Annotated in this window: 20 protein-coding genes, 1 tRNA gene and 1 pseudogene; 10 read left to right on the forward strand and 12 right to left on the reverse strand. The window is 71.4% G+C overall.

All coding sequences use genetic code 11. From position 1 onward, the window contains the following. Positions 1-103: 103 nt before the first annotated feature. Together ACFWW9_RS36445 and ACFWW9_RS36450 are read right to left on the reverse strand one after the other, a co-directional pair. Positions 104-907: a glutamate ABC transporter substrate-binding protein gene (locus tag ACFWW9_RS36445; protein WP_390386915.1), complete on the reverse strand. Its 804-nt coding sequence runs from the start codon at positions 905-907 to the stop codon at positions 104-106. A 207-nt stretch (positions 908-1,114) separates the two neighbouring features. After that, complete coding sequence (locus ACFWW9_RS36450; protein WP_390386890.1) at positions 1,115-1,939, reverse strand: oxygenase MpaB family protein; 825 nt, start codon at positions 1,937-1,939, stop codon at positions 1,115-1,117. 93 nt (positions 1,940-2,032) lie between these two features. Here ACFWW9_RS36450 and ACFWW9_RS36455 point away from each other — a divergent pair, with 93 nt between their 5' ends. Further along, complete coding sequence (locus tag ACFWW9_RS36455) at positions 2,033-3,877, forward strand: hypothetical protein (protein ID WP_390386892.1); 1,845 nt, start codon at positions 2,033-2,035, stop codon at positions 3,875-3,877. Here the strand turns inward: ACFWW9_RS36455 and ACFWW9_RS36460 are convergent, their stop codons facing one another. The 3 genes from ACFWW9_RS36460 to ACFWW9_RS36470 are packed head-to-tail and all read right to left on the reverse strand — an operon-like array spanning position 3,878 to position 5,815. Beyond that, positions 3,878-5,014, reverse strand: coding sequence for a hypothetical protein (locus ACFWW9_RS36460; RefSeq protein WP_390386893.1), 1,137 nt, complete (start codon positions 5,012-5,014; stop codon positions 3,878-3,880). Positions 5,015-5,024: 10 nt separating this feature from the next. After that, positions 5,025-5,336 (reverse strand): WXG100 family type VII secretion target, encoded by a 312-nt coding sequence (locus tag ACFWW9_RS36465; RefSeq protein WP_390386894.1) that lies wholly within the window; start codon positions 5,334-5,336, stop codon positions 5,025-5,027. After that, complete coding sequence (locus tag ACFWW9_RS36470) at positions 5,333-5,815, reverse strand: YbaB/EbfC family nucleoid-associated protein (RefSeq protein WP_390386895.1); 483 nt, start codon at positions 5,813-5,815, stop codon at positions 5,333-5,335. The genes ACFWW9_RS36465 and ACFWW9_RS36470 overlap by 4 nt, the downstream gene beginning before the upstream one ends. 157 nt (positions 5,816-5,972) lie before the next feature. Here ACFWW9_RS36470 and ACFWW9_RS36475 point away from each other — a divergent pair, with 157 nt between their 5' ends. Continuing rightward, positions 5,973-6,473 (forward strand): hypothetical protein, encoded by a 501-nt coding sequence (locus tag ACFWW9_RS36475; protein WP_390386896.1) that lies wholly within the window; start codon positions 5,973-5,975, stop codon positions 6,471-6,473. On the opposite strand, the gene ACFWW9_RS36480 is transcribed toward ACFWW9_RS36475, so the two are convergent. The 3 genes from ACFWW9_RS36480 to ACFWW9_RS36490 are packed head-to-tail and all read right to left on the reverse strand — an operon-like array spanning position 6,474 to position 7,466. Further along, on the reverse strand, positions 6,474-6,785 hold the full coding sequence (locus tag ACFWW9_RS36480) for a DUF1048 domain-containing protein (protein WP_390386897.1): 312 nt from the start codon (positions 6,783-6,785) through the stop codon (positions 6,474-6,476). It lies immediately after the preceding gene. A 1-nt stretch (position 6,786) separates the two neighbouring features. After that, a complete protein-coding gene (locus ACFWW9_RS36485; RefSeq protein ID WP_390386898.1) occupies positions 6,787-7,143 on the reverse strand; it encodes a DUF1048 domain-containing protein in 357 nt (118 codons plus the stop codon). Next, complete coding sequence (locus tag ACFWW9_RS36490; RefSeq protein ID WP_390386899.1) at positions 7,140-7,466, reverse strand: PadR family transcriptional regulator; 327 nt, start codon at positions 7,464-7,466, stop codon at positions 7,140-7,142. Before ACFWW9_RS36490 ends, ACFWW9_RS36485 begins: the two co-directional genes overlap by 4 nt. Before the next feature lie 86 nt (positions 7,467-7,552). On the opposite strand from ACFWW9_RS36490, the gene ACFWW9_RS36495 reads away from it, so the two are divergent. Next, positions 7,553-8,047, forward strand: coding sequence for a polyketide cyclase (locus ACFWW9_RS36495; RefSeq protein WP_390386900.1), 495 nt, complete (start codon positions 7,553-7,555; stop codon positions 8,045-8,047). Positions 8,048-8,245: 198 nt separating this feature from the next. On the opposite strand, the gene ACFWW9_RS36500 is transcribed toward ACFWW9_RS36495, so the two are convergent. The 3 genes from ACFWW9_RS36500 to ACFWW9_RS36510 are packed head-to-tail and all read right to left on the reverse strand — an operon-like array spanning position 8,246 to position 15,839. Continuing rightward, positions 8,246-13,072, reverse strand: a complete 4,827-nt coding sequence (locus tag ACFWW9_RS36500) for a DNA repair ATPase (RefSeq protein WP_390386902.1) — start codon at positions 13,070-13,072, stop codon at positions 8,246-8,248. 7 nt (positions 13,073-13,079) lie between these two features. Beyond that, on the reverse strand, positions 13,080-15,215 hold the full coding sequence (locus ACFWW9_RS36505; RefSeq protein WP_390386904.1) for a flotillin family protein: 2,136 nt from the start codon (positions 15,213-15,215) through the stop codon (positions 13,080-13,082). Between the two features lie 12 nt (positions 15,216-15,227). After that, complete coding sequence (locus ACFWW9_RS36510) at positions 15,228-15,839, reverse strand: hypothetical protein (protein WP_390386906.1); 612 nt, start codon at positions 15,837-15,839, stop codon at positions 15,228-15,230. 108 nt (positions 15,840-15,947) lie between these two features. Between ACFWW9_RS36510 and ACFWW9_RS36515 the strand changes: the two genes are divergently transcribed. Beyond that, on the forward strand, positions 15,948-16,925 hold the full coding sequence (locus ACFWW9_RS36515; protein ID WP_390386907.1) for a CobW family GTP-binding protein: 978 nt from the start codon (positions 15,948-15,950) through the stop codon (positions 16,923-16,925). Here the strand turns inward: ACFWW9_RS36515 and ACFWW9_RS36520 are convergent. Continuing rightward, positions 16,922-17,506: a DUF4232 domain-containing protein gene (locus ACFWW9_RS36520; protein WP_390386908.1), complete on the reverse strand. Its 585-nt coding sequence runs from the start codon at positions 17,504-17,506 to the stop codon at positions 16,922-16,924. The two genes, ACFWW9_RS36515 and ACFWW9_RS36520, sit on opposite strands and share 4 nt — an antisense overlap. 274 nt (positions 17,507-17,780) lie before the next feature. Between ACFWW9_RS36520 and ACFWW9_RS36525 the strand changes: the two genes are divergently transcribed. The 6 genes and pseudogenes from ACFWW9_RS36525 to ACFWW9_RS36550 all read left to right on the forward strand — a co-directional run. Next, a tRNA-Lys gene (locus ACFWW9_RS36525) sits at positions 17,781-17,856 on the forward strand. Between the two features lie 101 nt (positions 17,857-17,957). Next, on the forward strand, positions 17,958-18,446 hold the full coding sequence (locus ACFWW9_RS36530) for a superoxide dismutase (protein WP_390386910.1): 489 nt from the start codon (positions 17,958-17,960) through the stop codon (positions 18,444-18,446). 58 nt (positions 18,447-18,504) lie between these two features. Further along, positions 18,505-19,656 carry a tRNA dihydrouridine synthase DusB gene (dusB, locus tag ACFWW9_RS36535; protein WP_390386917.1) on the forward strand — a complete coding sequence of 384 codons (1,152 nt, stop codon included), beginning with the start codon at positions 18,505-18,507 and terminating at the stop codon, positions 19,654-19,656. Beyond that, positions 19,649-20,113 (forward strand): hypothetical protein, encoded by a 465-nt coding sequence (locus ACFWW9_RS36540; protein ID WP_390386912.1) that lies wholly within the window; start codon positions 19,649-19,651, stop codon positions 20,111-20,113. Before dusB ends, ACFWW9_RS36540 begins: the two co-directional genes overlap by 8 nt. 166 nt (positions 20,114-20,279) lie before the next feature. Beyond that, complete coding sequence (locus ACFWW9_RS36545; RefSeq protein ID WP_390386914.1) at positions 20,280-21,155, forward strand: GGDEF domain-containing protein; 876 nt, start codon at positions 20,280-20,282, stop codon at positions 21,153-21,155. Positions 21,156-21,370: 215 nt separating this feature from the next. After that, positions 21,371-22,304 (forward strand): annotated as a pseudogene (locus ACFWW9_RS36550) (hypothetical protein); the annotation flags it as partial.

Genomic DNA, 22,304 nt, shown 5'->3' on the forward strand with positions numbered 1-22,304 from the left:
GAGGGCTGTGGTGTTGCTTTGGTTGTCATCGCGGCGGGCTTCCGCGCCCACCGCAGGGGGGGGGTCGGGGGGGTGGGAGGCCGATCCGCCCCTCTTTCGCGTTCTACTGCTCGGTGACCTGTGGTGGCTTGGGTACCTCTACGCCGGACTCGCCGATGTTGCGGGAGAACGACTTCGCCCACTCGCCCGAGCTGATCATCTTGTTGATGGCCGCGTTCACGTCCGCCCGGCCCTTCAGGTCGTCCTTCGGCAGGCCGACGCCGTACCGCTCGGTGCTGAACTTGGGGCCCACCACCTTGAGCAGCTCCGGGTTCGCCGCGGCGAAGCCCGCGAGGATGACCTCGTCCGTGGTGACGGCGTCGACGTTGCCCGCCAGCAGCGCGGTCACGCAGTCGGAGTACTGGCCGTACTCGACCAGCTTCACGCCCTTCGCGAAGTCGCTCTCGACCTTCTGCGCCGACGTGGACCCGGTGACCGAGCACAGGTTCTTGCCGTTGAGGCTGTCCGGGCCGGTGATCTCCTGCTCGGTGTACCGGACGAGCACGCCCTGCCCGGTCTCGAAGTACGGGCCCGCGAACGCCACCTGCTGCTTGCGCTTGTCGGTGATCGAGTAGGTCGCCACGACGAAGTCGACCGCGCCGGACACGATCATCTTCTCGCGGTCGGCGGACCGGGCCTCGACCCAGGTGATCTTCTTCTCGTCCACGCCGAGCTGGCCGGCGATGTACTTGGCCACGTCGACGTCGAAGCCGACGAACTTGCCGTCGATCCGCCGCTGGGCGAGCCCCGGCTGGTCGAACCGGATGCCGATGGTCAGCGCGCCGCTGTCGGCCCGGCCTTCCAGGGTGTTGTCGGGGGCGCCTCCGCACGCGGCGAGCAAGGCCACCGAAACGGCTATGGGCAGCATTCGACGCAACAAGGGGGAACCTCTCCTCGAACCGTGCGGGCAGGGCGTCAACCGAGGAGTCACGGGAGCGGTCGCCATCGACCCGACCTCGGGATTCGCGCTTCCCATGTTACGGAACGCATAAGGCTCTCTTATGCGAGAAGCGTCGCAGTCCGCCGTTTCACTAGGCCGTTCGGGTGATCAACCACTGTGATGTAGGCCAAATTCCTATGGCAGCAGGGCGCGCCGGGGGTAGGCGGACCACCCGAGCCGGTAGACGGCCCGGTTCACGTGACCGGTCGGCACCCGCCAGCGCACCAGTCCTGGAACGGTCTTCGCGGCCCCGCGCAGCGCCCGCAGCACCGCCGTCGCCTTCCGGGCCGAGTAGGGCCGGTGCCCGTACCGCTCGACCGCCCAGTCGGGCAGCAGCGAGTACGCGAGGTGGCCGAGCACCGGCTCGTACAGCCCGAGGCCCCAGCGCAGGGCTCCGCGCACCGGCGGGCGGTGCAGGAACCGGTAGACCACGTCGGCGTCGGCCGACGAGCGCAGCTCGGGCCGGACCTCCCGAAGGTAGTCCGCCATCTCGGCAACGGACCCCGGCACCTCGTCGGCGTGCAGCCCCACGAGGGTGGCGCTCTGCCGCTGTTCGGCCAGGTACAGGTCCGCCTGGGCGTCGGTGAGCCGGTAGCCCGCCCGGCGCACGACGGTGAGGAACGAGTGCACCTCGGCGCAGTGCACCCACCGCAGCAGTTCGGGGTCGTCGATCCGGAACCCCGCCCCGGTCTCCGGGTCCTTGCCGCGCAACGACCGGTGCACCGTCCGCACCTTCAGCGCCGCGGCCTCGACCTCCTCGGCCGTGCCGTAGGTCGACACGCCCACGAAGCTCGCCGTCCGCGACAGCCTGCCGAGCGGGTCGCGCTGGAAGTTCGAGTTCTGCACGACTCCCGCAGCCGCGCGCGGGTGCAGCGCCTGGAGGTAGAGGCTGGAGATCCCGGCCACCCACATCGCCGGATCGGCGTGCAACTGCCAGGTCACCGAGTTCGGCGTGGCCACGATTCCATCGTGTCACAGGCGGGCGACCGCGCGTCACGACATGATGTGCGCCATGGACGACTCGGACGGGGCCCGCTGACGATGCTGTCGAGGTTGTTGCTCCTGCTCACGCTCGTGATCCACCTGGTCTACGCGGCGCTGCCGCTGCCGCTGCTGGCCACCGAGGGGACGGACGTCCTACTACCGGCGGTCGCCGCGGTGGCGCCGGTGGCCGGGCTGGCGTGGTTCGGCTGGAGGTACCGCTACCAGCCGAACCGCTGGGCGGTGGTGTCGCTGATGGTGGCCGGCATCCAGGCACTGGGGGCCATGGCGGCGATCACGGTGCACCTGCGGCCGGTCGAACTCCACCCCGGCCTGAACGTGCTCCTCTACCTCGCGCTGCTGGTGCCGCCGACGCTGGTCGCGTGGCTGGCCCGGCTCGCGCTGGCGGCCCGGCCCGCCGAGGTGCTGGGCACGTCGCCGTTCCACGTGGACTTCCCGATCCGGGTGGTGGAGAAGTCCTTCTGGAACGCCGATTCCGTGGTCGTGACCGACCGGGCCTTGGAGATCTGGCTCCAGCGGGCCACCGGCGAGCCGATGGAACTGGCCCCCGGCCAGAAGCGCGGGAAGACGCCGTGGAAGGCCCTGCCGCTCGCCGAGGTGACGGCGGTGGGCGTGCGCGCGGCGGTGCCGAACGAGGCCCCGTGGGCCGTGCTGCGCCACGGCCCGAGCCAGTCGGTGCCCGCGGGGGACGTGGTCGTGGTGCGGGTCGGCGAGGTCGAGCAGGTCTTGCCGGTGGAGAAGGCCGCGAAGTTCGCGGACCTGGTCCGCGCCCGGACGGGGCGGGCGCTGTCGTCGCACGTGGAGCAGCCGGAACGGGAGCTGGACGGCCACGTCGCCGAGGTGCTGCCCGCGCCGGACCCGGTGGGACCGAAGGTCTACCCGACCCGAGGGCCGGACGAGCCGCTGCCGACCGGGCCGGGGATGGCCGTCCGGTGGCTGATCGCCGCGCCACTGGCGCTGGCGGGCGTCGTGGGCCTCCCGCTCGCGCTGCTGCTGGCCACGTCCGCCACCGCGGGCTTCCTGGCGTGGACCGGGGTGGCGCTGGTGGCGTGGCTGTGCACCCTCCGGATCCCCCGGCTGTGGCTCAGGGTCGCGTTCGTGCCGGTTCCGCTGACCCTGATGTGGCTGGTGATCCAGCAGCGGTGGCTGTTCGCCCTGGCGCTCGTGCTGGGCCCGGTGCTGGCGGGGGTCGCGGGCGCGGTGTTCACCCGCTGGCGCGGCACGGACCTGGGCGGCAGCGCGGTCGAGGTGCCGTTCCAGCTCTTGAGCGGCGAGCGGCTGGACGTGCGGGGCGACCGGGTGGTGCGCAAGTCCCGCACCGTCGTGGCGCAAGCCGCGTGGCTGGCCGACGTCAGCCTGGTGCAGTGCGGGTCACGGTCGGCGCCGGAGGTCGGGCAGTGGTACTCCCCCGGCGGTCGCCTGCACGTGGTCGTCGACTCCACCTGGCTGCGGATCGTGGCCGGGCCCCAGCAGTGGCTCGTGCCGACCCCGGACCTGCGGCTGATCGCGGAACTGGTCAAGGCACGCGCGGCGACGGCCTCTCCCGCGCCGCCGGACGACCTCGACCTCGCGGGCTGGTACCGGCTGCACGCGTGGGCGCTGGCCAGGACCAGCGGCGGCGGGGTGGAGACCAGGAGGCCCCTCTACGGCGTCGGCTGGCGGCTGCTCGTCGCCTCCGCCGCGGGCAGCTTCGCGTTCCTGCTGCTGCCGATGGCGGGCGCGCGGATCCCCGGACTGGTCGCCGCCGTGATCGCGGTCGTCGCGCTGGTGGACTGGGCGCGCGTCCGGCCTCGGCTCCGGCGGGCCGAGCTGCACCCGTTGCCGCCCGGCAGCCCGAACTGGGGCGAGGTCCGACCGGACCACGCCCCCGTGCTCGGCTACCAGCCCTGGGTGTGACTACCGCTTCGGCGGGTCGGGCAGGTCGAGGTGCCCGACCATCCGGGGCGGGTTCGCCGAGGTCTTGACCTCGTAGTCGTCGTCACGGGCGTCGTTCACGTTGTTCGGCCCGCCGTCGCTGGGGATGTGCTGGGCCCTGCCCGAACCCCACCCCGAGTTGTACGGGTTGCCCTCGACGTTCGCGTGGACCGTCGCGCCGTCGGCGGTCGTGAAGGTGTGCCCCTGGGTGTTCGGACCCGCCGTGGTGCCCGGCGTCTCACCGGGGACCCAGGTGCCCGCCAAGCCCTCGTGCCTGGTCGACATGCCGCCCACCGCGCCGCCGACGCTGCCGGAGGAGGCGCCGGACACGACCGCGCCCAGGGTGTCCTCGAGGCCGAACTTGCCGTGGGCCCAGTTGTTCATGACGTTGCCGCTCGCCCCGGCGAGCGCGCCCTCGGCCGCGCCGCGACCGGCGGCCTGGAAGAAGTTGCTGCTGGCGTTGCCCAGCCCCTTGGACACCGAGCCGACCGCGCCGCTCGCGACACCGGCGGCGACACCGGCGATGCCCGCGTCGATCGTCTTGTCGACGTCCCAGCTCTTGCGGTCGCCCTTGGCGAACTGCAAGCCCTGGATGGCGGCGTCGACGCCGACGTTGATCGCCACGTTGACGGCGATCTGCTTGATCAGCTCGCGGAAGAACATCTGCACGGTCATCCGGGTCGCCGCCTGGGCGATCGGGACGCCCGCGGTGCTCGCGCCGAACGTGGCCACCGCCGAGGCGATCATGGCCACGATCTGCGCCGCCAGGATGATCAGCGCGGCGATGATGCTGAGCTTGGTGTACTCGATGTTCAGCGCGGCGTCGTCGCTGCCGGACGCCAGGTCCGTGCACAGCTGTTGCAGGTTGACGAGGTACGCGTCGCCCTCGACGAACTGCTTCCAGTACTTCTCGAACGCCTCGGACGTCTCGCCGGACATGCAGCCCAGCGCGGCCGTGGACGCGCCGTTGCCGTCCTGGATCACCTCGCCCACGGCGGTCGCCGCCGCGGTCCACGCCTCGCTGAGCCTGCGGAGCGCGGTCTCGTCGCCCTCCGGCCAGTCCGCGCCGACGACGATCGGGACCAGCCACTCGACCGCGCCCGGAATCTCGATGCCCATCGGTTCCCCCTCAGCCCTGAGCGCCGAACGACCGCGCGTTGGCCTGGTCGTACTGCTCCCAGGTCGCCGCGGTGTCGTCCAGTTCGGTGCGGATGTCGGTGATGCCGCGGGCGAGGCCGGGGAACGCCTCGCGGGCGGTCTCCGCGGCGGGCGTGTAGCCCTGCGCGAACTTCTGCCCCGCCTCGTCGTTGCCCCAGCACTGGCCCTCGGCGTCCATTACCGAGCGCAGCGCCTCCCACGCGTCGGCGAGCTTGTCGCCCGTGGACGAGAACTTCGGCGACGCGGACCGCAGGGCGGTCGGGTCGACCTCGAAGCCGCTCACCAGTCGTTCCCGTTCATCATGGAGTCGCGGGGCTCGTCGTCGTCCGGCTTCTTCGGCGGCGTCAACGGGGGCGCGGCGGGCGTGGGCACGAGGTCCTTCAACGACGGCGCGCCGGGGAACAGGTCCGGCAGGTCCGGCACGTTCTGCTGGAACGGGGCCATCGCGGCGTCCGCCTGGCTCCGCGCGTCGACCGCGGCGGCCTGGATGACCTGGACGACCGACCGCGCGAGCTTCTCGGGGGTGTTGCGCTCGAAGGCGTTCGGCGCGAACCGCACGTCCGTGACGATGCCCGCCGAGTTGACGACCACGTGCACGAGCCCGTCCGCCGACGACGCCGACCCGGTCTTCGCCACCGCTTCCGCCTGCGCCTCGCGCAACGCCGCGGTCTGGCGTTCGAGGTTGGCCAGCATGGAGTCGACCTGGGTGCGCAGAGCCGCGTTGCGGGCTTCGAGCGCGGCGCGCTGAGCGGGATCGTTCATGGAGGCGGGCCTCTCTCACGGGTGGGCGTTGCTCCGATTGTCACGCACGGCGAACGCCCGCACACTCCGATTGGCCCAATCGGTAACGCTCCCGGCGGCCACGCCGATTCCACGTGACGCCGTGGGCGTGGAATCGGTGGAGCGGGTGCATCTGGAGATGATCAGTGGCAGACGCCGCGTCCTCGCCATCGCGGGGGCAGCGCTGATCGGTGGTGCGATGATCGGCGCCCTGCTGCTCTCCGGCGGCCCCAAACCGGTCGACGTCCGCCAGGTGCAGGGCAGTTTCGGCCCGGAACCCGTGCTCAGCGCGACGTACACCACGAGCGTCCTCGGCGTCGGCCCGACGACCACCACACCGCCGCCCCCACCCGCGCCCCCACCGCCTCCGCCGCCGCCCCGAACCGAGGACAAGCCCGTCCCGAAGCCGCGTCCGGAGCCGACGCGCGGGGGGTTGCCGCCGTGGCTGGAAGACCTCGGCGGCTGCGACGACGACTACGACACCGACGGCCTGTGCGTGCCGTGGCTGTTCCCGCTGCTGGTCGACGAGTGCGACTGGCTGCGGGGGCACGGGTCCAAGCGCATCGAGGTCAAGGGGCTGGACCGGCACGAGTTGGACGGGAACCGGGACGGAATCGCTTGCGGGGCCGGGGATCGCTAGCTACTCCGCGGACTTGAGCGACTCCTGGTAGACGTCCGCGTAGGTGCGCGTGCCCTCGATCAGGCCGTCGCTGAACGCGGCGACGTCGTCGCCGACGACCTCCAGGACCCCCTTGCCCGCCGCGACGCCCTCCTCGAAGAAGTCGACGATCCCGGAGAGCAGCGTGCCGTCGACCAGGTCGACCGGCCCGACCTTGAAGTAGTACCGCTGCATCTCCTGGTAGACGATCCGGTAGTCCGGCGGGAGCGCCTTGACCCTCGCCTGGAGCGCCCGCCACTGCCTCTTGCCCTCGATGATGTCCCTGACGCCCACGTCAGCCTCCCAGCCTGCTCAGTTTCCGGGCGACGTTCCTGTTCAACTGCCGCCGCCACCGGTCGCGGAACGTCCGACTGCCCTCGCCGCCCGCCAAGGCCGCGCAGAAGCCCTCGACGTCGTCGCCCAGCACCTCGCGGGCGCTCTGCCCGTCGGCCGCCGTCTCCTCCAGCAGGCCGAGCGCGCTGTCGAGGATCGGCGTCAGGTTCCGCCCGGTGAAGTCCGCGTAGGGGGCGAGGTGGCCCTTGATCTCGGTCCACGCGGCCCGGTGGTCGGCGGGCAGCGCGTCCGCCCGGACCTCGAAAGCCTTGTGCTCCCTGGTGATGTCGCTGCCGGTGATGGTCTCCCAGAAGTTCATGCCCCACCCTTCTTGAGCGTGTCGATGCGCGAGGTCACGAACTCCCACTTCGCCCAGAACGCCGCGAGCCGCTCGCGACCCGCGTCGTTGAGCGCGTAGAACTTCCGCGGCGGCCCCACCCCCGACCGCCGTTTCGCGACCTCGACGAGCCCGTTCTTCTCCAGCCGCAGCAGGATCGTGTAGACCGTGCCCTCGACGACGTCGGTGAAGCCGAGGTCGTTCAGCCGACGCGTGATGGCGTACCCGTAGGTCTCCTCGCCGCCGATGATCTCCAGCACGCAGCCTTCGAGCGTGCCCTTCAACATCTCCGTCAGGTCGTCCATCGGGCCTCTTGGTACCTAGTGCCGCCGAGTACCAGTACACGGTATCACTGAGTAGAAGGTCGGCCAAGAGGGAGGAAGATGACCGCGTGATCGGTGACCGGTGGGGCGTGAACGACAGCGAGGTCCGACGCCACTACCCGTGCGACGACCTCGTCACCTCGCCGACGCTCCAGGCGTGGCGGGGTGTGGGCGTCGAAGCGCCGGCCGACGCGGTGTGGCCGTGGGTAGCGCAGGTCCGGCTGGCCCCGTACTCCTACGACTGGATCGACAACCTCGGCCGCCGCTCACCCCGCTCACTGGCGGGCCTGCCGGAACCGCGGGTCGGCGAGCCGTTCACCGCCTCCGGCGGGCGCCCGCTCGGCCGGATCGTCTCGGTGGAACCGGGCGAACACCTGACGGCCACCATCATGGGCGCGTTCATGTCCTACGTGCTCGTGCCCCACGGCGACACGACCCGCCTGCTGCTCAAGGTCGTCGCTCGACCAGGCCGTTGGACGGCCCCCGCCCTGTCGGTCGGCGACCTGGTCATGGCCCGCCGCCAACTCCTGAACTGGAAACGCCTCGCCGAGCGGGAGCGTTGACGGGGGTTGACCGCCGGGGCTGACCGGGGCTGACCGCCAAAGCTGCCTGGGGCCGAAGCTGACCGGGGGCCGACCGTCCCGTCGACGAAACGCCTACCCGCCAACGGAAACCGGGGGTCCCCCGCCCAGGGGACCCCCTGATTTCACGTTACCTCAGGGGTACGACATTTTCGGTTCGCGCCGAGTTGATCTTGCGGTTCAGGGCGGCGGTGCCAGGCGGTCGATGGCCGTGCCGACGCGGTCCGCCAGCAGGCCGACCGCGCCGACCGCCCTGCTCATCGGGTCGTCGGCGGAGCCGCCCAACGCCTGTGCCCGTCGGTAGCCCGCCTTCACCTCGGCCCACCGTTCGGCCTGCTCCTCGGTCAGGGTGCCGCGCAGTTCGGCCAGTTTCAGCAGATTCGCCTCCGCGCCGGAGGTGAGGGTTTGGGCCTCGCCTGCGTAGTGGTCGTCGATGACGGCGGACAGCTCCTCGTCGTTCATCACCGGCACGATGCGTTCGGCCAGCTTGTTCATGTTCCGGTACGAGCCCTGGAGCTGGAACGGGGGTTCGGTGCGGGACGCGTCGGACTGGGCGGCGGAGGCGATGTAGGCCTGGTTGTTGGCCAGCACGACCTCCTGGGCGCGGATCAGCTTGCGCAGCACCGAGAGCACCTGGTCCAGCTCGACCGACGAGTACGGGTGGGTGAGCTGGTCGGGGCGGACGCTGTCGTCGCCGCGGGCCAAGCGCACCAGCAGTTCCACGTCATTGCGGTCCCTGGTGGACAGCTGGGCCAGCACCGGGTTGGACGTGAGGGCGTTCTCCACGTAGCTCAGCGCGAACAGGTCCTCGCGGCCGGACAGGACGTCGCCGAGGTTCCACACGTCGGCGCGGTTGGCGAGCATGTCCGGGATGCGGAAGCGCTTGCCGGACTCGGTGTACGGGTTGCCCGCCATGCAGACCGCGAACCGCTTGCCGCGCAGGTCGTACGTGCGCGTGCCGCCGTTCCACACGCCTTCCATCCGCCGCTGCGCGTCGCACAGCGAGATGAACTTCTGCAGCAGCTCCGGCGACGTGTGCTGGATGTCGTCCAAGTACAGCAGGACGTTGTTGCCCATCTCCAGCGCGAACGAGATCTTCTCGATCTCCTGCCGCGCCGTGGCGTTCGGCGCCTCGGCCGGGTCGACGGACGTCACGTCGTGGCCGAGCGACGGGCCGTTGACCTTCACGAAGATCAGGCCGAGCCGGTTGGCGACGTACTCCATCAGCGTCGTCTTGCCGTAGCCCGGCGGGGAGATGAGCAGCAGCAGGCCCATCTGGTCAGTGCGCTTGGCGTCACCGGCCGCGCCGAGCTGCTTGGCCAGGTTGTCGCCGATCAGCGGCAGGTACACCTCGTCCAGCAGCCGGTTGCGGACGAACGCGCTCATCACCTTCGGCTGGAACTCGTCCAGCCGCAGCTCCTTCTTCTTGCGCGCCACCAGGTCGTTGCGCTGGCGCAGGTACGCCCGGTACGCGGGCACCCGCTCCAGCCGGAACGACCTGGTCCTGGCGAGCAGTTCGTCGACGCGGAACTCCAGCCGCCGGTCCGCGATCCGCGGGTGCGTGCCGAGCAGGCCGTCCACGACGCCGGTCAGCTCGGCCGACGACTCGTAGCGCGGCAGGTCGCGGCACAGCTCCAGCGCGACCGCCTCCGGCAGGTCCGGCGACGTCTCCACACCGAGGTACACGCCGAGCCACGCCTCCACGAGCTGGCGGCGGGCGGGCAGGTCGACCGACCGCAGGTCCTCGTCGAACTCGTGGCGGCTGCCCAGCGCCCGGTGGAAGCCCTCCAGCAGCGACCGGGCGGCGGCGCTGGTCGCGAACCCCTGCTGCCCGGTGGCCAGTTCCTCGAACAAGTACTCGCCCGCGACCGCGTCGCCGATCGAGGCGCCCATCTCGTCGGCCAGCGCGTCGATCGCCGACGAGCGCCCGAACACCGTGCGGGCGCGGGCCAGCGAGGTGGCGCGGCGGGTCCAGGCGGCCTTCAGCTCGTCGTCCGCCTCGAACGCCCAGAACACCTGGGCGGCGGCGCGGGCCGTCGGCGGGTAGCGCAGCACGCCCGCGCCTGCGTGCAGGCGGAGCAGCACTTCGAGGACGCGCGCGGCGTCGTGGTCGTGCACACCGCGTTCGTAGCCCTCGTCGTACCGGGACTCCGCGGCACGCCGCACGACGTCGAGCAGGTCGGTCTCGTGCAGCACCGCGGGGTCGTCGTACCCGGCGAGGACCGCCGCGGCCAGGTGTTCGGCGCGGTAGACCTCGGCCGTCTCCGACACTAGCAGCTGGTCCCAGAACGGCTTGGTGGTCGCGAAGTCCGGGTCCACGACGGGCTCGCGGAAGTCGGTCCCGGTGATGGCGAACGACATCCGGCCGTCCTGCGGCACGAGCGTGAGGTCCACGGTCTGGGTGTTCACCGCGAACCGGTGCTTGCCCAGCTTGATCGTCTCGCCGCCGTCGGTGAACAGGTCGAGCCGGTCGCGCAGCGAGCGCCCGGCCTCCTGCCGCGCGGCGAGGAGCCTGCCCTCCAGCTCCTCCGCGCGCACCTGGTCGCCGAGTTCCCGCAGGTCACCGACGACGCCGCGGAGCTTCGCGACCATCGGGTCGGACACGAAGTAGGTGTTCACGTCGTCCAGCGACGCGAGCGTGCCGACCCGCCGGGTGACGCTGGCGAGGATGCGGTCCGCCGAGTCGACGAGCCGGTCGGACCGGCGGGCGCGCTCGTCCAGCAGTGCCTGCTTGCGCGAGGAGAACGCCTCGTAGACGTCCGTGCGCTTCGCGCCCAACTCCGCGAGGAAGTCGTCGAAGTCGCTGAACCGCGACTCCAGGTTCTCCAGCTGGAGCAGCAGCCTGCCGAGCTGCTCGTCGCACCGCTGCGGCGAGTCCGCCACGGCCAGCGCGCCGGTGATGGCCTGCCCGAGCAGGGCGAACTCGGCGGCGAACGCGGCTCGCCCCTCGGTGTCCAGCAGCGCCTTGCGGCGGCCGTCCACGGTGGCGCGCGCCCGGTTGACGCCGCCGAGCACCTCGCCGATGCGCTCCAGGATGCCGGTGCGCACGGTGGCGTCGGCGATGTCCAGCGAGCCGACGACCTCGGTGAGGATCTCCAACCCCTGCGACTGCTCGGCCAGCCGCTCCACCACGGGCTTGGCCTCGGCGACGGTCGCGATGGCGTCCGCCTTGGCGATCAGCTCGTCGACCTCGGTGTGGTAGCCCGTGAAGGCGTCCTCGCGCTGGAGGTGGGCGACGGCCCGCTGCGCGGACGTGCCCAGTTCGGCGGTGAGGTCGGCGACCAGCGCGTCGATCCGCGCGAGGTCGACGTACCGCAGTTCCCGCAGCGTGACGAGCCTGCCCTGGGCCTTGCGGAGGTCCGCGAGCCTGCGCACCCACGCGTCGGCCGACGTCGGCGTCTCGCCGCGCTGCTGCCGCACCAGGGACGTGACCTGCGCGCTCGCCTCCTCCAGGGCGCTGGCGGCCTGGTCGGTGAGCGCCTGCACGGTCTCGAACTCGTCGAGCACCTGCTCGGCCGTCGTCCGGACCAGCGCCAACGGCGTGCCCAGGTCGTGCAGATCCGCTTCGCCGAGCCAGTGGTAGTGGTCGAACGCCCGCGCGCACGCGGCGATCAGGCCCTCGAACACCGGCGCGGACGGGGCCATCTCGCCGACCATCCGGGAGATGGACAGGCAGTCGGAGATGCCGCGCACCAGGTCGGCGTTGCCGACGCGGTCCAGCGGCCCGGTGCCGACGGGCTGGGCGGCGGCGTAGGTGTCCGACAGGTACGGCGTCTGCCACACCTGCATCGGGTGCACCCGCGTCGGCTCCTCGGACGCGGCGCGGAACACGACCAGCGTGCCGTCGTCGAACAGCGAGTACCCGTGGCACGGGATCGGCGTCGCGACTTCTTTGCGGATCACGTTGTACGGCAACAGGAGCGACCGGCCCTCGCTGCGCGCGTGGAAGACGTAGAGCACGTCCTCGCCGTTGGTCGAGCGGATCACCCGCTCGAACTCCAGCGCCTCGACCTCGGTGTCGAAGGTCTTGCTGACCCCGGTCTCCAGGTAGAAGCCGCCGGGGAAGATCAGCCCTTGGTCCTCGGGCAGCCGCTGGCACGCCTGCCCGATGCCGTCTAGCCGCACGACGCTCTTGGTGCGGGTGTTGAAGACCAGGTGCCGCCAGGCCTTCTCGTTGTACGGCAGGATCCGCAGCAGGATCAGCGACCCGACCCGCGCGTACCGCACGTCCGCGTCGGCGAGGCTCTGCAACGGCTCGTCGACCGGTTCGCGGTAGACGCCCTCGCCGGTCTCGGTGTTGTTCTCCACCTTGACGGTGAGGTCGCCGCCGACGGTCTCGACGAACACCTCGTCCTCGATGGAGATGTGCGGGTGCCTGCCCAGCACGTGGTTCTCGCGGACCGTCGTGGTCCACTCGAAGTCGTGCGACGGCGGGAAGACGTGGTCGCGCTCGCCCCGGTTGTCCACGTAGGACACCGAGCCGTCCGGCTCGACCTGCCAGCGCAGCACGCGGATGTCCTCGGTGCGGGCGCCGGTCTGGAAGACCGCCAGCACCTTGCTCTCGACCCGGCGCAGCTGGAGCAGCCGGGTGTCGCGGTAGTACCGGTACAGCTCGGCGAAGTCGCGCAGGAACCGCGGGTCGCGCAGCAGGCCGGGCAGCGCGTCCTGGCCCGCGTCCTCGAACCGGAACGCGTCACCGTCGCGGGTGAACCGGTGCAGCGAGAACACGTCGTCCACGGTCGTCTCGGGCTTGAGGCCGATGAACACGTTGTACCCGAACAGCATCAGGCCACCGACCTGGATGCAGTCCCTGGGAACGCAGTTGTTCGCGGTCCGGATGCGTTCGGTGCCGATGAGCCGCAGCTCGGCCCCGCCGAACACCCGGAGGCGTTCGGCGTTCAGCTCCTCGGCCCGGCTCGCGAGCGCGGCCGCCTGCTCGGCGAGCCGCGCCCGCAGCACCTCGTAGGTGCCCGCGTCCAACGTCGTCGGCTCCTGCGTGACGGTCACCGCCGCGTCACTTCGCCGCGAGGGCGGCGACCGGTCGCTCGGCGAGCCCGAGCTTCTTCGCGGTGTCCAGCAGTTCCGTCAACTTCCCGGAATCCGGCCCGCCCACGGAGATCAGCCGCATCAGCAGCGCGGACACGGTCAGGTTCTGCACGTCGTTCGAGCCGAACGAGCCGAGCACCCTGGTGATGTCCTGGGTGAAGTCCGCCGACCCGTTGAGCCACGGGCCCGCGAGGCTCTGCGCGGTGTCCGAGTGCTCCACGAACCCGTCCACGCTCTTGCCCAGGGTGATCGCGCCGACCACCCGGTCGAAGAACATGCTCTCGCCGCCGACGATGTCGATGTCGGCGTGCTCCAGGCCCGCGGCCAGCACGGACGCCTGCGACACGGCGAGCTGGCGCTGCACGTCGAGGCCCGCGAGGCGGACCTCCTTCTCGGCCTCCAACCGCAGCCGGTACTCCTCGTGCCCGCGCGTCGCGTCGTCCAGCGCGTTCATCGCGGACGCCTTGTCCGACAGGCCCTCCGCCTCGCCCTTGAGCTTCTCGCGGATCGCGGCGGCGGCCACCATCGCCTTCTCCCGCTCGACCACGGCCTCGGCCATGCCGACCTTCTCCGTGCCCTCGGCCTCGGCGAGCTGCTTCTCCCGCGTCACGACCGCCTCGGCCAGCCCCACCTTCTCGGTGCCCTCGGCCTGCGCCAGCTGCTTCTCCCGCGCCACCACGGCCTCCGCGCGGCCGACCTTCTCGATCGCCTCCGCGTCGCGCTCGCGGACCTGCACCTGCGCCAGGCCCTCGGCGGCCGCGGCGGCCTGCGTGCCCTCGGCGAGCCGGATCTTCGCGCGGGTGTCCAGCTCGGCGGTCTGCTGCCGGGCCTCGGCGAGCGTCAGCTCCTCGCGCGCCTTGTGCTTCGCGGTCTGCTCGGCGGCCTCGGCGGCCTTGATGTCCTTGACCAGGCCTTCCTGGGCCTCGGCCTCGGCGTGGATCACGGTGGTCTGGCGGAAGCGCTCGGCCTCCTCGACCGACCGGAGGCGCTTGATGCTCTCCTCCTGCTCGGCCACGGTCTTCTCGACGGCGATGCGCTCCCGGACGACCTCGGCGATGTTGCGCTTCTCGCCCTCCAGCTCCTTGTCCTTGGAGATGCTGGCGAGCTGCGTCTCCCGCTCGCGGCCGATGACCTCCAGCTGGCGGTCCTTCTCGATCCGCTCGGTCTCGATCGCGATCACGCGCTCGCGGTTCTTCTCCGCCACGGCGATCTCGCGGAACTTGTTCTGGTCCTGGATGCCGAGCTGCTCCTCGGCCCGCATCTGCGCGCTGCTGGCCTTGAACATCTCCTCGGCCTGCACCTTCGCGGTCTCCGCCTCCTCGCGGGCCCGCATGGTCTGGATCTCGCGCTTCTGCTTGGTCTCCGCGTCCGCCTGCCTGCGCTCCAGCTCGAGGATGGCCTCCCGCGCGTCGACGTTCTGGCGGGTGATCTCCTTCTCCTCGCTGCGCTGGAACTCGTTCGTGCGCACGTGCTCGATCGCGGTCAGCTCGGTGATCTTGCGGATGCCCTGCGCGTCCAGGATGTTCGCCGGGTCGAGCTGCGACATCGGCGTCTGCTCGAGGAAGTCGATCGCCGCGTCCTCCAGGCTGTACCCGTTGAGGTCGGTGCCGATGACGCGGATGATCTGGTCGCGGAACTCGTCGCGCTTGGTGTAGAGGTCGACGAAGTCGAGCTGCTTGCCGACGGTCTTCAACGCCTCGGAGAACTTCGCGTTGAACAGCTCCTGCAACGTCACCTCGTCGGACGCGCGGGCGGTGCCGATCGCCTGGGCGACCTTGATGACGTCCTCGACGGTCTTGTTGACCCGCACGAAGAACGTGATCCGGATGTCCGCGCGGATGTTGTCGCGGCAGATCAGGCCCTCGTTGCCCGCGCGCTTGATCTCGATCGTCTTCACCGAGATGTCCATCACCTCGGCCCGGTGCAGCACCGGCAGGACGACCGCCCCGGTGAACGTCACGTCCACCTTGCGCACCTTGGACACGATCAGCGCCTTGCCCTGCTCGATCTTGCGGAACAGGCGGCTCACCATGAACAGGAACACGAGCAGGACCAGCACGACGACGGCGATGAGGATGCCGAATCCCGTGGTGATGACTTCCATTGCAGAGGCCCCCTAGAGGTTCGGGTCGAGCGGCGCGACCCAGAAGAACTCGCCGTCGCCGTCGTAGTCGAAGATCAGTGCGGTGCTGCCCGCCACCAGCGGGTCCTGGCCCGCCTGGCGGACCTGGACGACCGCGGACGAGCCGTCGGACGCGGTCACCTCGGCCTGGCCGAAGGTCTGCGTCACGGTGCCGGTGCGGATGACGCACGGCCTGCCGATGAAGTCGTTGCGGGACGCCTGCGGCGGGTTCGGGAACAGCTTCCGCAGCGGCCACGCCAGCAGCCGCGTGAGGAGCACGCCGACGACCAGCGCGACCAGCAGCACGGCGACGCCGAGCGCGATCGTGACCGGTGACGACAGGTCTAGGCCGTTGAGCAGCACGGAGCCCCCGAGGCAGGCGAACCAGGAGAAGGCGGTCAACAGCGACAGCACGACGGTCGCGGGCACGCCGTCGATCCCGAGCCCGGCGAGCACGCCCTCGAGCCCGAGGCCGCCGTCGTCACCGTCGAGGACGCCGACCGCGGCCAGCAGCCAGTAGAGGACGACCACCAGGAGGAGCACGCTGAGGAACGCCGTCGGGAAGCCGAACGCCGTGCCGATGAACTCCGCCAACGTGCCCCTCACCAGTGCCGTGTCGAGACGGACTTTATCCGGCTGACCTCGGGGTTCGTGGGCTTTTCGGCATTTTCACGCTGCGCGCCGGCTCCGTCACGGATCTTCTAGCATTGAGGGGTGGCCAAGCAGCGGATCCCGGTCGTCGTCGTCGCGGGCTTCCTCGGGTCCGGGAAGACCACGCTCCTCAACCACCTGCTGGCCGCCGCGGGCGGCACCCGGATCGGGGTGCTCGTCAACGACTTCGGCAGCGTGAACATCGACGCCATGACGGTCGCGAGCCAGGTCGACTCCACCATCTCGTTGAGCAACGGCTGCCTGTGCTGCGCCGTCGACCCGTCCGAGATGGACGACATGCTCGCGCGCCTGGCCAAGCCGTCCGCCGGGGTGGACGTGGTCGTGATCGAGGCCAGCGGCCTGGCCGAGCCGCAGAGCATGGTCAAGCTGGTCCTGGCGAGCGAGCACGAGCGGCTCGTCTACGGCGGTCTCGTCATGGTCGTCGACGCCGCCGAGTTCGCCGCTGTGAGCACCCGGCACCCCGAGATCGCCAAGCACCTGCGGCTCGCGGACCTCGTGGTGCTGAACAAGGTCGACCGCGCGGGCGACCTGGCCGCGGTCCGCGCGGCGCTGCCCGCCGACACCCCCGTCGTGGAGACCACCCACGGCCGCGTCGACCCCGCGCTGCTGTTCGAGACCCGCCCCCGCACGCCCACCGTCGGCCAACTGTCCTTCGAGGACCTGGTCTCGCACGACGACCACGTGCACGCGCTGTACGACAGCGTGAGCTTCACCTCGACGACCCCGCTGCACCCGCGGCGGTTGATGAGGTTCCTGGCCGAACGGCCGGCGGGCGTGTACCGGGTGAAGGGCTTCGTCGACCTCGGCACGCCCCACCGCTACGCGGTGCAGACCGTCGGCGACCACCTGACCGTGGAGCGCGGCCCGTGGCCCCGCGACGCTCCACGCGGGACGCACCTCGTCCTGATCGGCACCGGACTGTCCGAACAGGACGTCACGGCTGGACTGGATGCGTGCGCCACGACCGATCCCGTCGACCCGCAGGTCCTGCTCGACGTCACCCGCTACCTGCGGGACTAGGCCCCGCCCTGACCCCACGCGCCGACCGGCGTGATGTACGTGCCGGGGTGCGTGGCGGCGTCCTGCCGCACGACCGGCCCACCCGGCCACGGGAACGTCTGCGACTCGGTGGTGTTCGGCGGCGTGACCACCAGCGACTTCACCGCCCACCCCGACGGGTCGCCGCTCTTGAGGAACTTCAGGTAGCTGGTCGCCTTCCCGCCGGGCTCCAACCGCACGTCGTTGATCGCGTCGGCGGACCGCACCAGGTCCCACCCGTCACCGTCCGCGCCCTCCAGCCGCGCGCCGGGGAACCCGCGCAGCACGCAGGCGGCGGACCCGGAGTTCGTCATCGTCAACGGCAACCGCATCTGGTCGTTGCCCGCCTCGGCCGCCACCGCGTCCCCCAACGCCACCTTCACCGCCGCACACGGCCCGGCGGCCTCGGCCGACTTGCTCGTGAACGTGTCCGGCCCCGACGGCTCGGCACCCCCACTCGCCTGCGAACCGCCACGAGCCCCGCACGCCCCCAGCGCCCCAACGGCGGCCAGCACGACGACCGCGACACCGGCTCGCCGTCCCCAGGTGGTGTTGTCGCGCATTGTCATCTCCTTTTCCGTCGTGCCGATCAGACAAGTGCAAGATGTGCGACACCACAATTCGGATGCTCCGAAGTGATGTGGATCACTCGGCACAACCGACGCCAGAGACACCGCCATCCGACGCCAAGGGAGACGGGCCGCAGCCGAGTCGATCACGCGTGAACCGCCCTGAACTGCGGGTTCTCCGGGCGACGATTCGGACCGCGTGACACTCCAGTGACGAAGTCGACCACCCTGCACCGCGTGACCGGTTCAGTCGGTAGGCTGCACACGAGGGCTGCTAGCTCAATTGGCAGAGCAGGAGACTTTTAATCTCTTGGTTCAGGGTTCGAGTCCCTGGCGGCCCACCACCGCGCTGTTTCGCCAATTCCCGTACTCCTCTCCGATGGAGTTCGCTGGACCGGGTGATGTGACTGGCCCGGTGTGCGGGCGGACCGCTACTGATGGCCCCATGCACCTCGCCGCCGCCGCTCTCGTCCTCAGCGCCGTCCTCGCCCCGCCCGTCCACACCTCCGGTCCGCTGACGGTCTACGACATCGCGTTGGCGCCCGTCGGGTCGGAGGCGACGGTGCTCTCGTGGGCCACGCCGGGCGGGGGCACGTTCGTGCTGCTGCACACCGAGGGGCTGTTGCCGAACCGGGCTTACGGGGCGCACGCGCACACGAAGCCGTGCGGGCTGAACCCGGCTGACTCGGGGCCGCACTTCCAGCACGTGCCGGGCGGGGCGACCGATCCCGTGTACGCCAACCCGGACAACGAGATCTGGCTCGACTTCACCACCAACGCGAAGGGATCCGGGCTGGCCGTGGCGCAGGTGGACTGGACGTTCACCGACCGGCGGGCCGCGTCCGTCGTGGTGCACGCCGAGCACACGCACACCGGCGCGGGCCACGCGGGCACGGCCGGGGCGCGGCTGGCGTGCCTCTCCGTGCCGTTCTAGGGCCCGGTGACGGCCGCCTCAGCCATCCGGTGCACATCCGGTCGTGCGGCGGGTGACAATGGGCGGGATGTCCACGGCACTCCAGACCACCAAGTCCTTGCGGATCGGCCCCTACGAGGTCGACCCGCCGGTCGTGCTCGCGCCGATGGCGGGGATCACCAACGTGGCGTTCCGGCGCCTGTGCCGCCAGTACGGCGCGGGGCTGTACGTGTGCGAGATGGTGACGGCCCGCGCGCTCGTCGAGCGGGACGCGACGACGCTGCACATGATCACGTTCGACCGCGACGAGCACCCGCGGTCGATGCAGCTCTACGGCGTCGACCCCGTGACCATGGGCAAGGCCGTCAAGATGATCGTCGACGAGAACCTCGCCGACCACGTCGACATGAACTTCGGCTGCCCGGTCCCGAAGGTGACCCGCAAGGGCGGCGGGGCCGCGCTGCCGTACAAGCGGCGGCTGTTCGGCGAGATCGTGCGGGCCGCGGTCAAGGCCGCCGAGCCCGCAGGCATCCCGGTGACCGTGAAGTTCCGGATCGGGATCACCGACGAGCACCTGACCTACCTCGACGCCGGGCGGATCGCCGAGGCCGAGGGGGCCCGGTCGGTCGCGCTGCACGCGCGCACCGCGGCGCAGCGGTACTCCGGGCAGGCCGACTGGTCGGCCATCGCCCGGCTCAAGGAAGCCGTGACCGGCATCCCCGTCCTCGGCAACGGCGACATCTTCAGCGCGCAGGACGCCCTGCGGATGGTCGACGAGACCGGGTGCGACGGGGTCGTCGTCGGGCGCGGGTGCCTCGGGCGGCCGTGGCTGTTCCGGGACCTCCAGGCCGCGTTCGCCGGGATGCCGATCCCCGAGGGGCCGAGCCTCGGCGAGGTGTCGGACATCCTGCGCACGCACGCCGAGCTGCTCACCGAGCACTACGGCGAGGACAAGGGCGTCCGCGACCTGCGCAAGCACATGGCCTGGTACCTGCGCGGCTTCCCGGTGGGCGGCGACCTGCGGCGGAGCTTCGCGATGGTGAGCACGTTGAGCGAGCTGGACGACCTGATCGGCCAGCTCGACCACGACGCGCCCTACCCGTCCGAGGCCGAAGGGCCGCGCGGGCGGCAGGGCTCCCCGGCGAAGGTCGTGCTGCCCGAGGGGTGGCTGGACGACCCCGAGGACGCCACCGTCCCGATGGGGGCGGAAGTGATGCACTCGGGTGGGTGACCGATCCCGGTTAGCGTGCGCGCTGGTCACGACCGGCGCGCTGCTGCTGGGCGGCTGCGGCTCCCGGATCCCCGGCACGGCGGTGCCGCTGCGGATCACCGAAGTCGAACGCGGCCAGGTCGCGGGCTACTTCACCAAGCTCAACGAGGCGGGCGACAAGGGCAACGCCGAGCAGCGCAAGCTGCTCCAGGACACCCAGCACCCCGACTACCGCAAGCAGGCCTGCGAGCTCAAGGCGGGCACGCTCAAGATGGAACCCACGATGTCCACGCTGCGGACGGACCCGGACTGGGAGCCGCCCGGCCAGCGGACCCACCCGCGGGGCGTGGTCTACGTGGTCGCGGCGACCGTGACGCTCCAGGACGACGTCGGGGCGGTCGGCACGCTGATCGGCTCCCTGCACGTCGTGGTGATCGACGACCGGGCCTACGGCTTCGCCCCCTGCGTCGGCGGCTGACGCCTCCGGCCGAACAGGGCACGGAGAGCCAAGTTGATCACTGACCGTCACTAGTTCGGAGCAGTGGGCAGTCAACCAGACGGGGGAAATAACGCGTCCACGAGTCCCGCTGGCTCAAGCGCCGCCTCTGAAGAGACGACACCTGGCAAGTAGGGAGGTGAGCGCGATGACCGCACTGCGACCCGAAGTCGCCGAATCAGACCCGAGCAGGAAGCCCGACGAACGCCCGCTCGCGGTCGACGCCACCCCCTCCGAGAGCACCGGCCTCGTCGAGCTGCACGAGTCGATCGCCACGCTGCTGGCGTCCCGCGGCCAGTGGCGGCAGGCCTACCAACACCTGCGGTCGGCCCTCGACCTGGTGTACGCCGACCAGGGCGAACAGCCGAGGGTGCCGGAGCAGCTGCGCCGCGAGGTGGACCGCCTGCGCCGCGAGCACGCCGAGGCGCGCGAGCAGAGCCTGCGCGACAGCCTGACCGACAGCTACAACCGCCGGTACCTCGACCAGAGGCTGCTGGCCATCCTGGCGGAGCGGGGGACGTCGAGCCACGGACTGGCGATAGCCCTGATGGACCTCGACTGGTTCAAACGGGTCAACGACACGTTCGGCCACGTGCTGGGCGACCGGGTGCTCCAGCGGGTCGTGGAGCTCCTGCAGACGGACCTGCCGTCGGACGCGTTCTGCGCCCGGTACGGCGGCGAGGAGTTCGTCCTCGTCCTGCCGAGTGTGACGGCGACCACGGCCGTGGCGATCGTCGAGGCGGCCCGTGAACGTGTTGAGCGTCACGACTGGTCGGGCATCGCCCCGAAGTTGCGCGTGACGGTGAGCGGGGGCATGGCCTACGAGCCGCCCGCCGAGTCGGATCCGTCGCGGCCCCCGGTCAGCGCTGAACAGCAGTTGCTCCGCGCCGACAGCCTGCTCTACACGGCCAAGCAGTCGGGCCGGAACGCGGTCGCCTACCGCGAGAACGGGCGGGTGAAGCTCGCCGGGCCCGCTTCGGGTCGGCGGGCCGTGTCCGATTCGCGCGTTCTCGGTTACTACTGACACACCTGTTTCGCCTAGTCGTTCACCCGTTCGGCCCTGCCAGACTGCTCGGTACCGACCACTTACTCCAGAGGTATCACCGGGAGTGGTCGTCAGGAGCCGCTGTCATCCGTACTATCGACCGGACTGACACGCCGGTGGTGCAACCACTGTGTCCTTGCCGTCGTCAACTTGTGATGACAACCCAGTAGTGGACTTACCTGAAGGGAGACCGGGTGCCCGACGAGCCCCGCCGTGGCGGCCCCGGATCTCGAGGTGCCGAGGAACCCGAGGAAGAGCAGCCGTCCGGTCGCCGACGCCGCGCCGAAGGCGGCGGCGGTCTGAGCGTGTCGGACCTGGTGGAGCGGCACAGCCGCACCAACATCCCCCGGCCCGTTCCCGCGGATCCGCCTCCCGCTCCGACCGGCCGGAGGGCGGCTCCGCCACCGCCGCCCGTCCGCCAGCCCGCACCCACGAGGCCGAACGGCGCCGAGCAGCCCGCGCGGCCCGCCGACACCGGCCGCCGCGCCGCGCCGCCACCCCCGCCGCCCGCGGGCCGTCGTGCCGCACCCCCGGTCGAGCCGACCGGCCGTCGCGCCGCACCCGACCCGAACGGGCACCGCGCCGCTCCTCCGGCGGACCCGAACGGGCACCGCGTCGAGCCGACCGGGCGTCGCGCGGCTCCCGAGCCGCCCCCCGCCGAGCCCACGGGCCGTCGGGCGGCGCCGGAACCGCCGCGCGCGGAGCCCACCGGCCGTCGTGCGGCACCCGAGCCGCCCCCGGCTGATCCCGATCCGTTCTTCGGCGAGCCCACGGGCCGTCGCGCCGCGCCCGAGCCGCCTCCTGCCGAGCCCACGGGCCGCAGGGCGGCCGAGTCGACCGGCAGGCGCGCCGAGCCCACCGGCAGGCGGGCCGCTCCCGAGCCCCCGCTCGCCGAGCCGACCGGACGCCGTGCCGCTCCGGAACCGCCGCGCGCGGAGTCCATCGGGCGCCGCGCCGCGCCCGACCCCTTCTTCGGCGAGCCCACCGGCCGCCGGGCGGCCCCCGAGCCGCCCCCGGCCGACCCCGACCCGTTCTTCGGCGAGTCCACGGGTCGGCGCGCCGCGCCCGAGCCGCCTCCCGGCGAGCCCACGGGCCGCCGCGCCGCCGAGTCGACCGGGAGGCGCGCCG

This window comes from Umezawaea sp. NPDC059074 (genome assembly GCF_042738955.1).
GTDB lineage: Bacteria > Actinomycetota > Actinomycetes > Mycobacteriales > Pseudonocardiaceae > Umezawaea.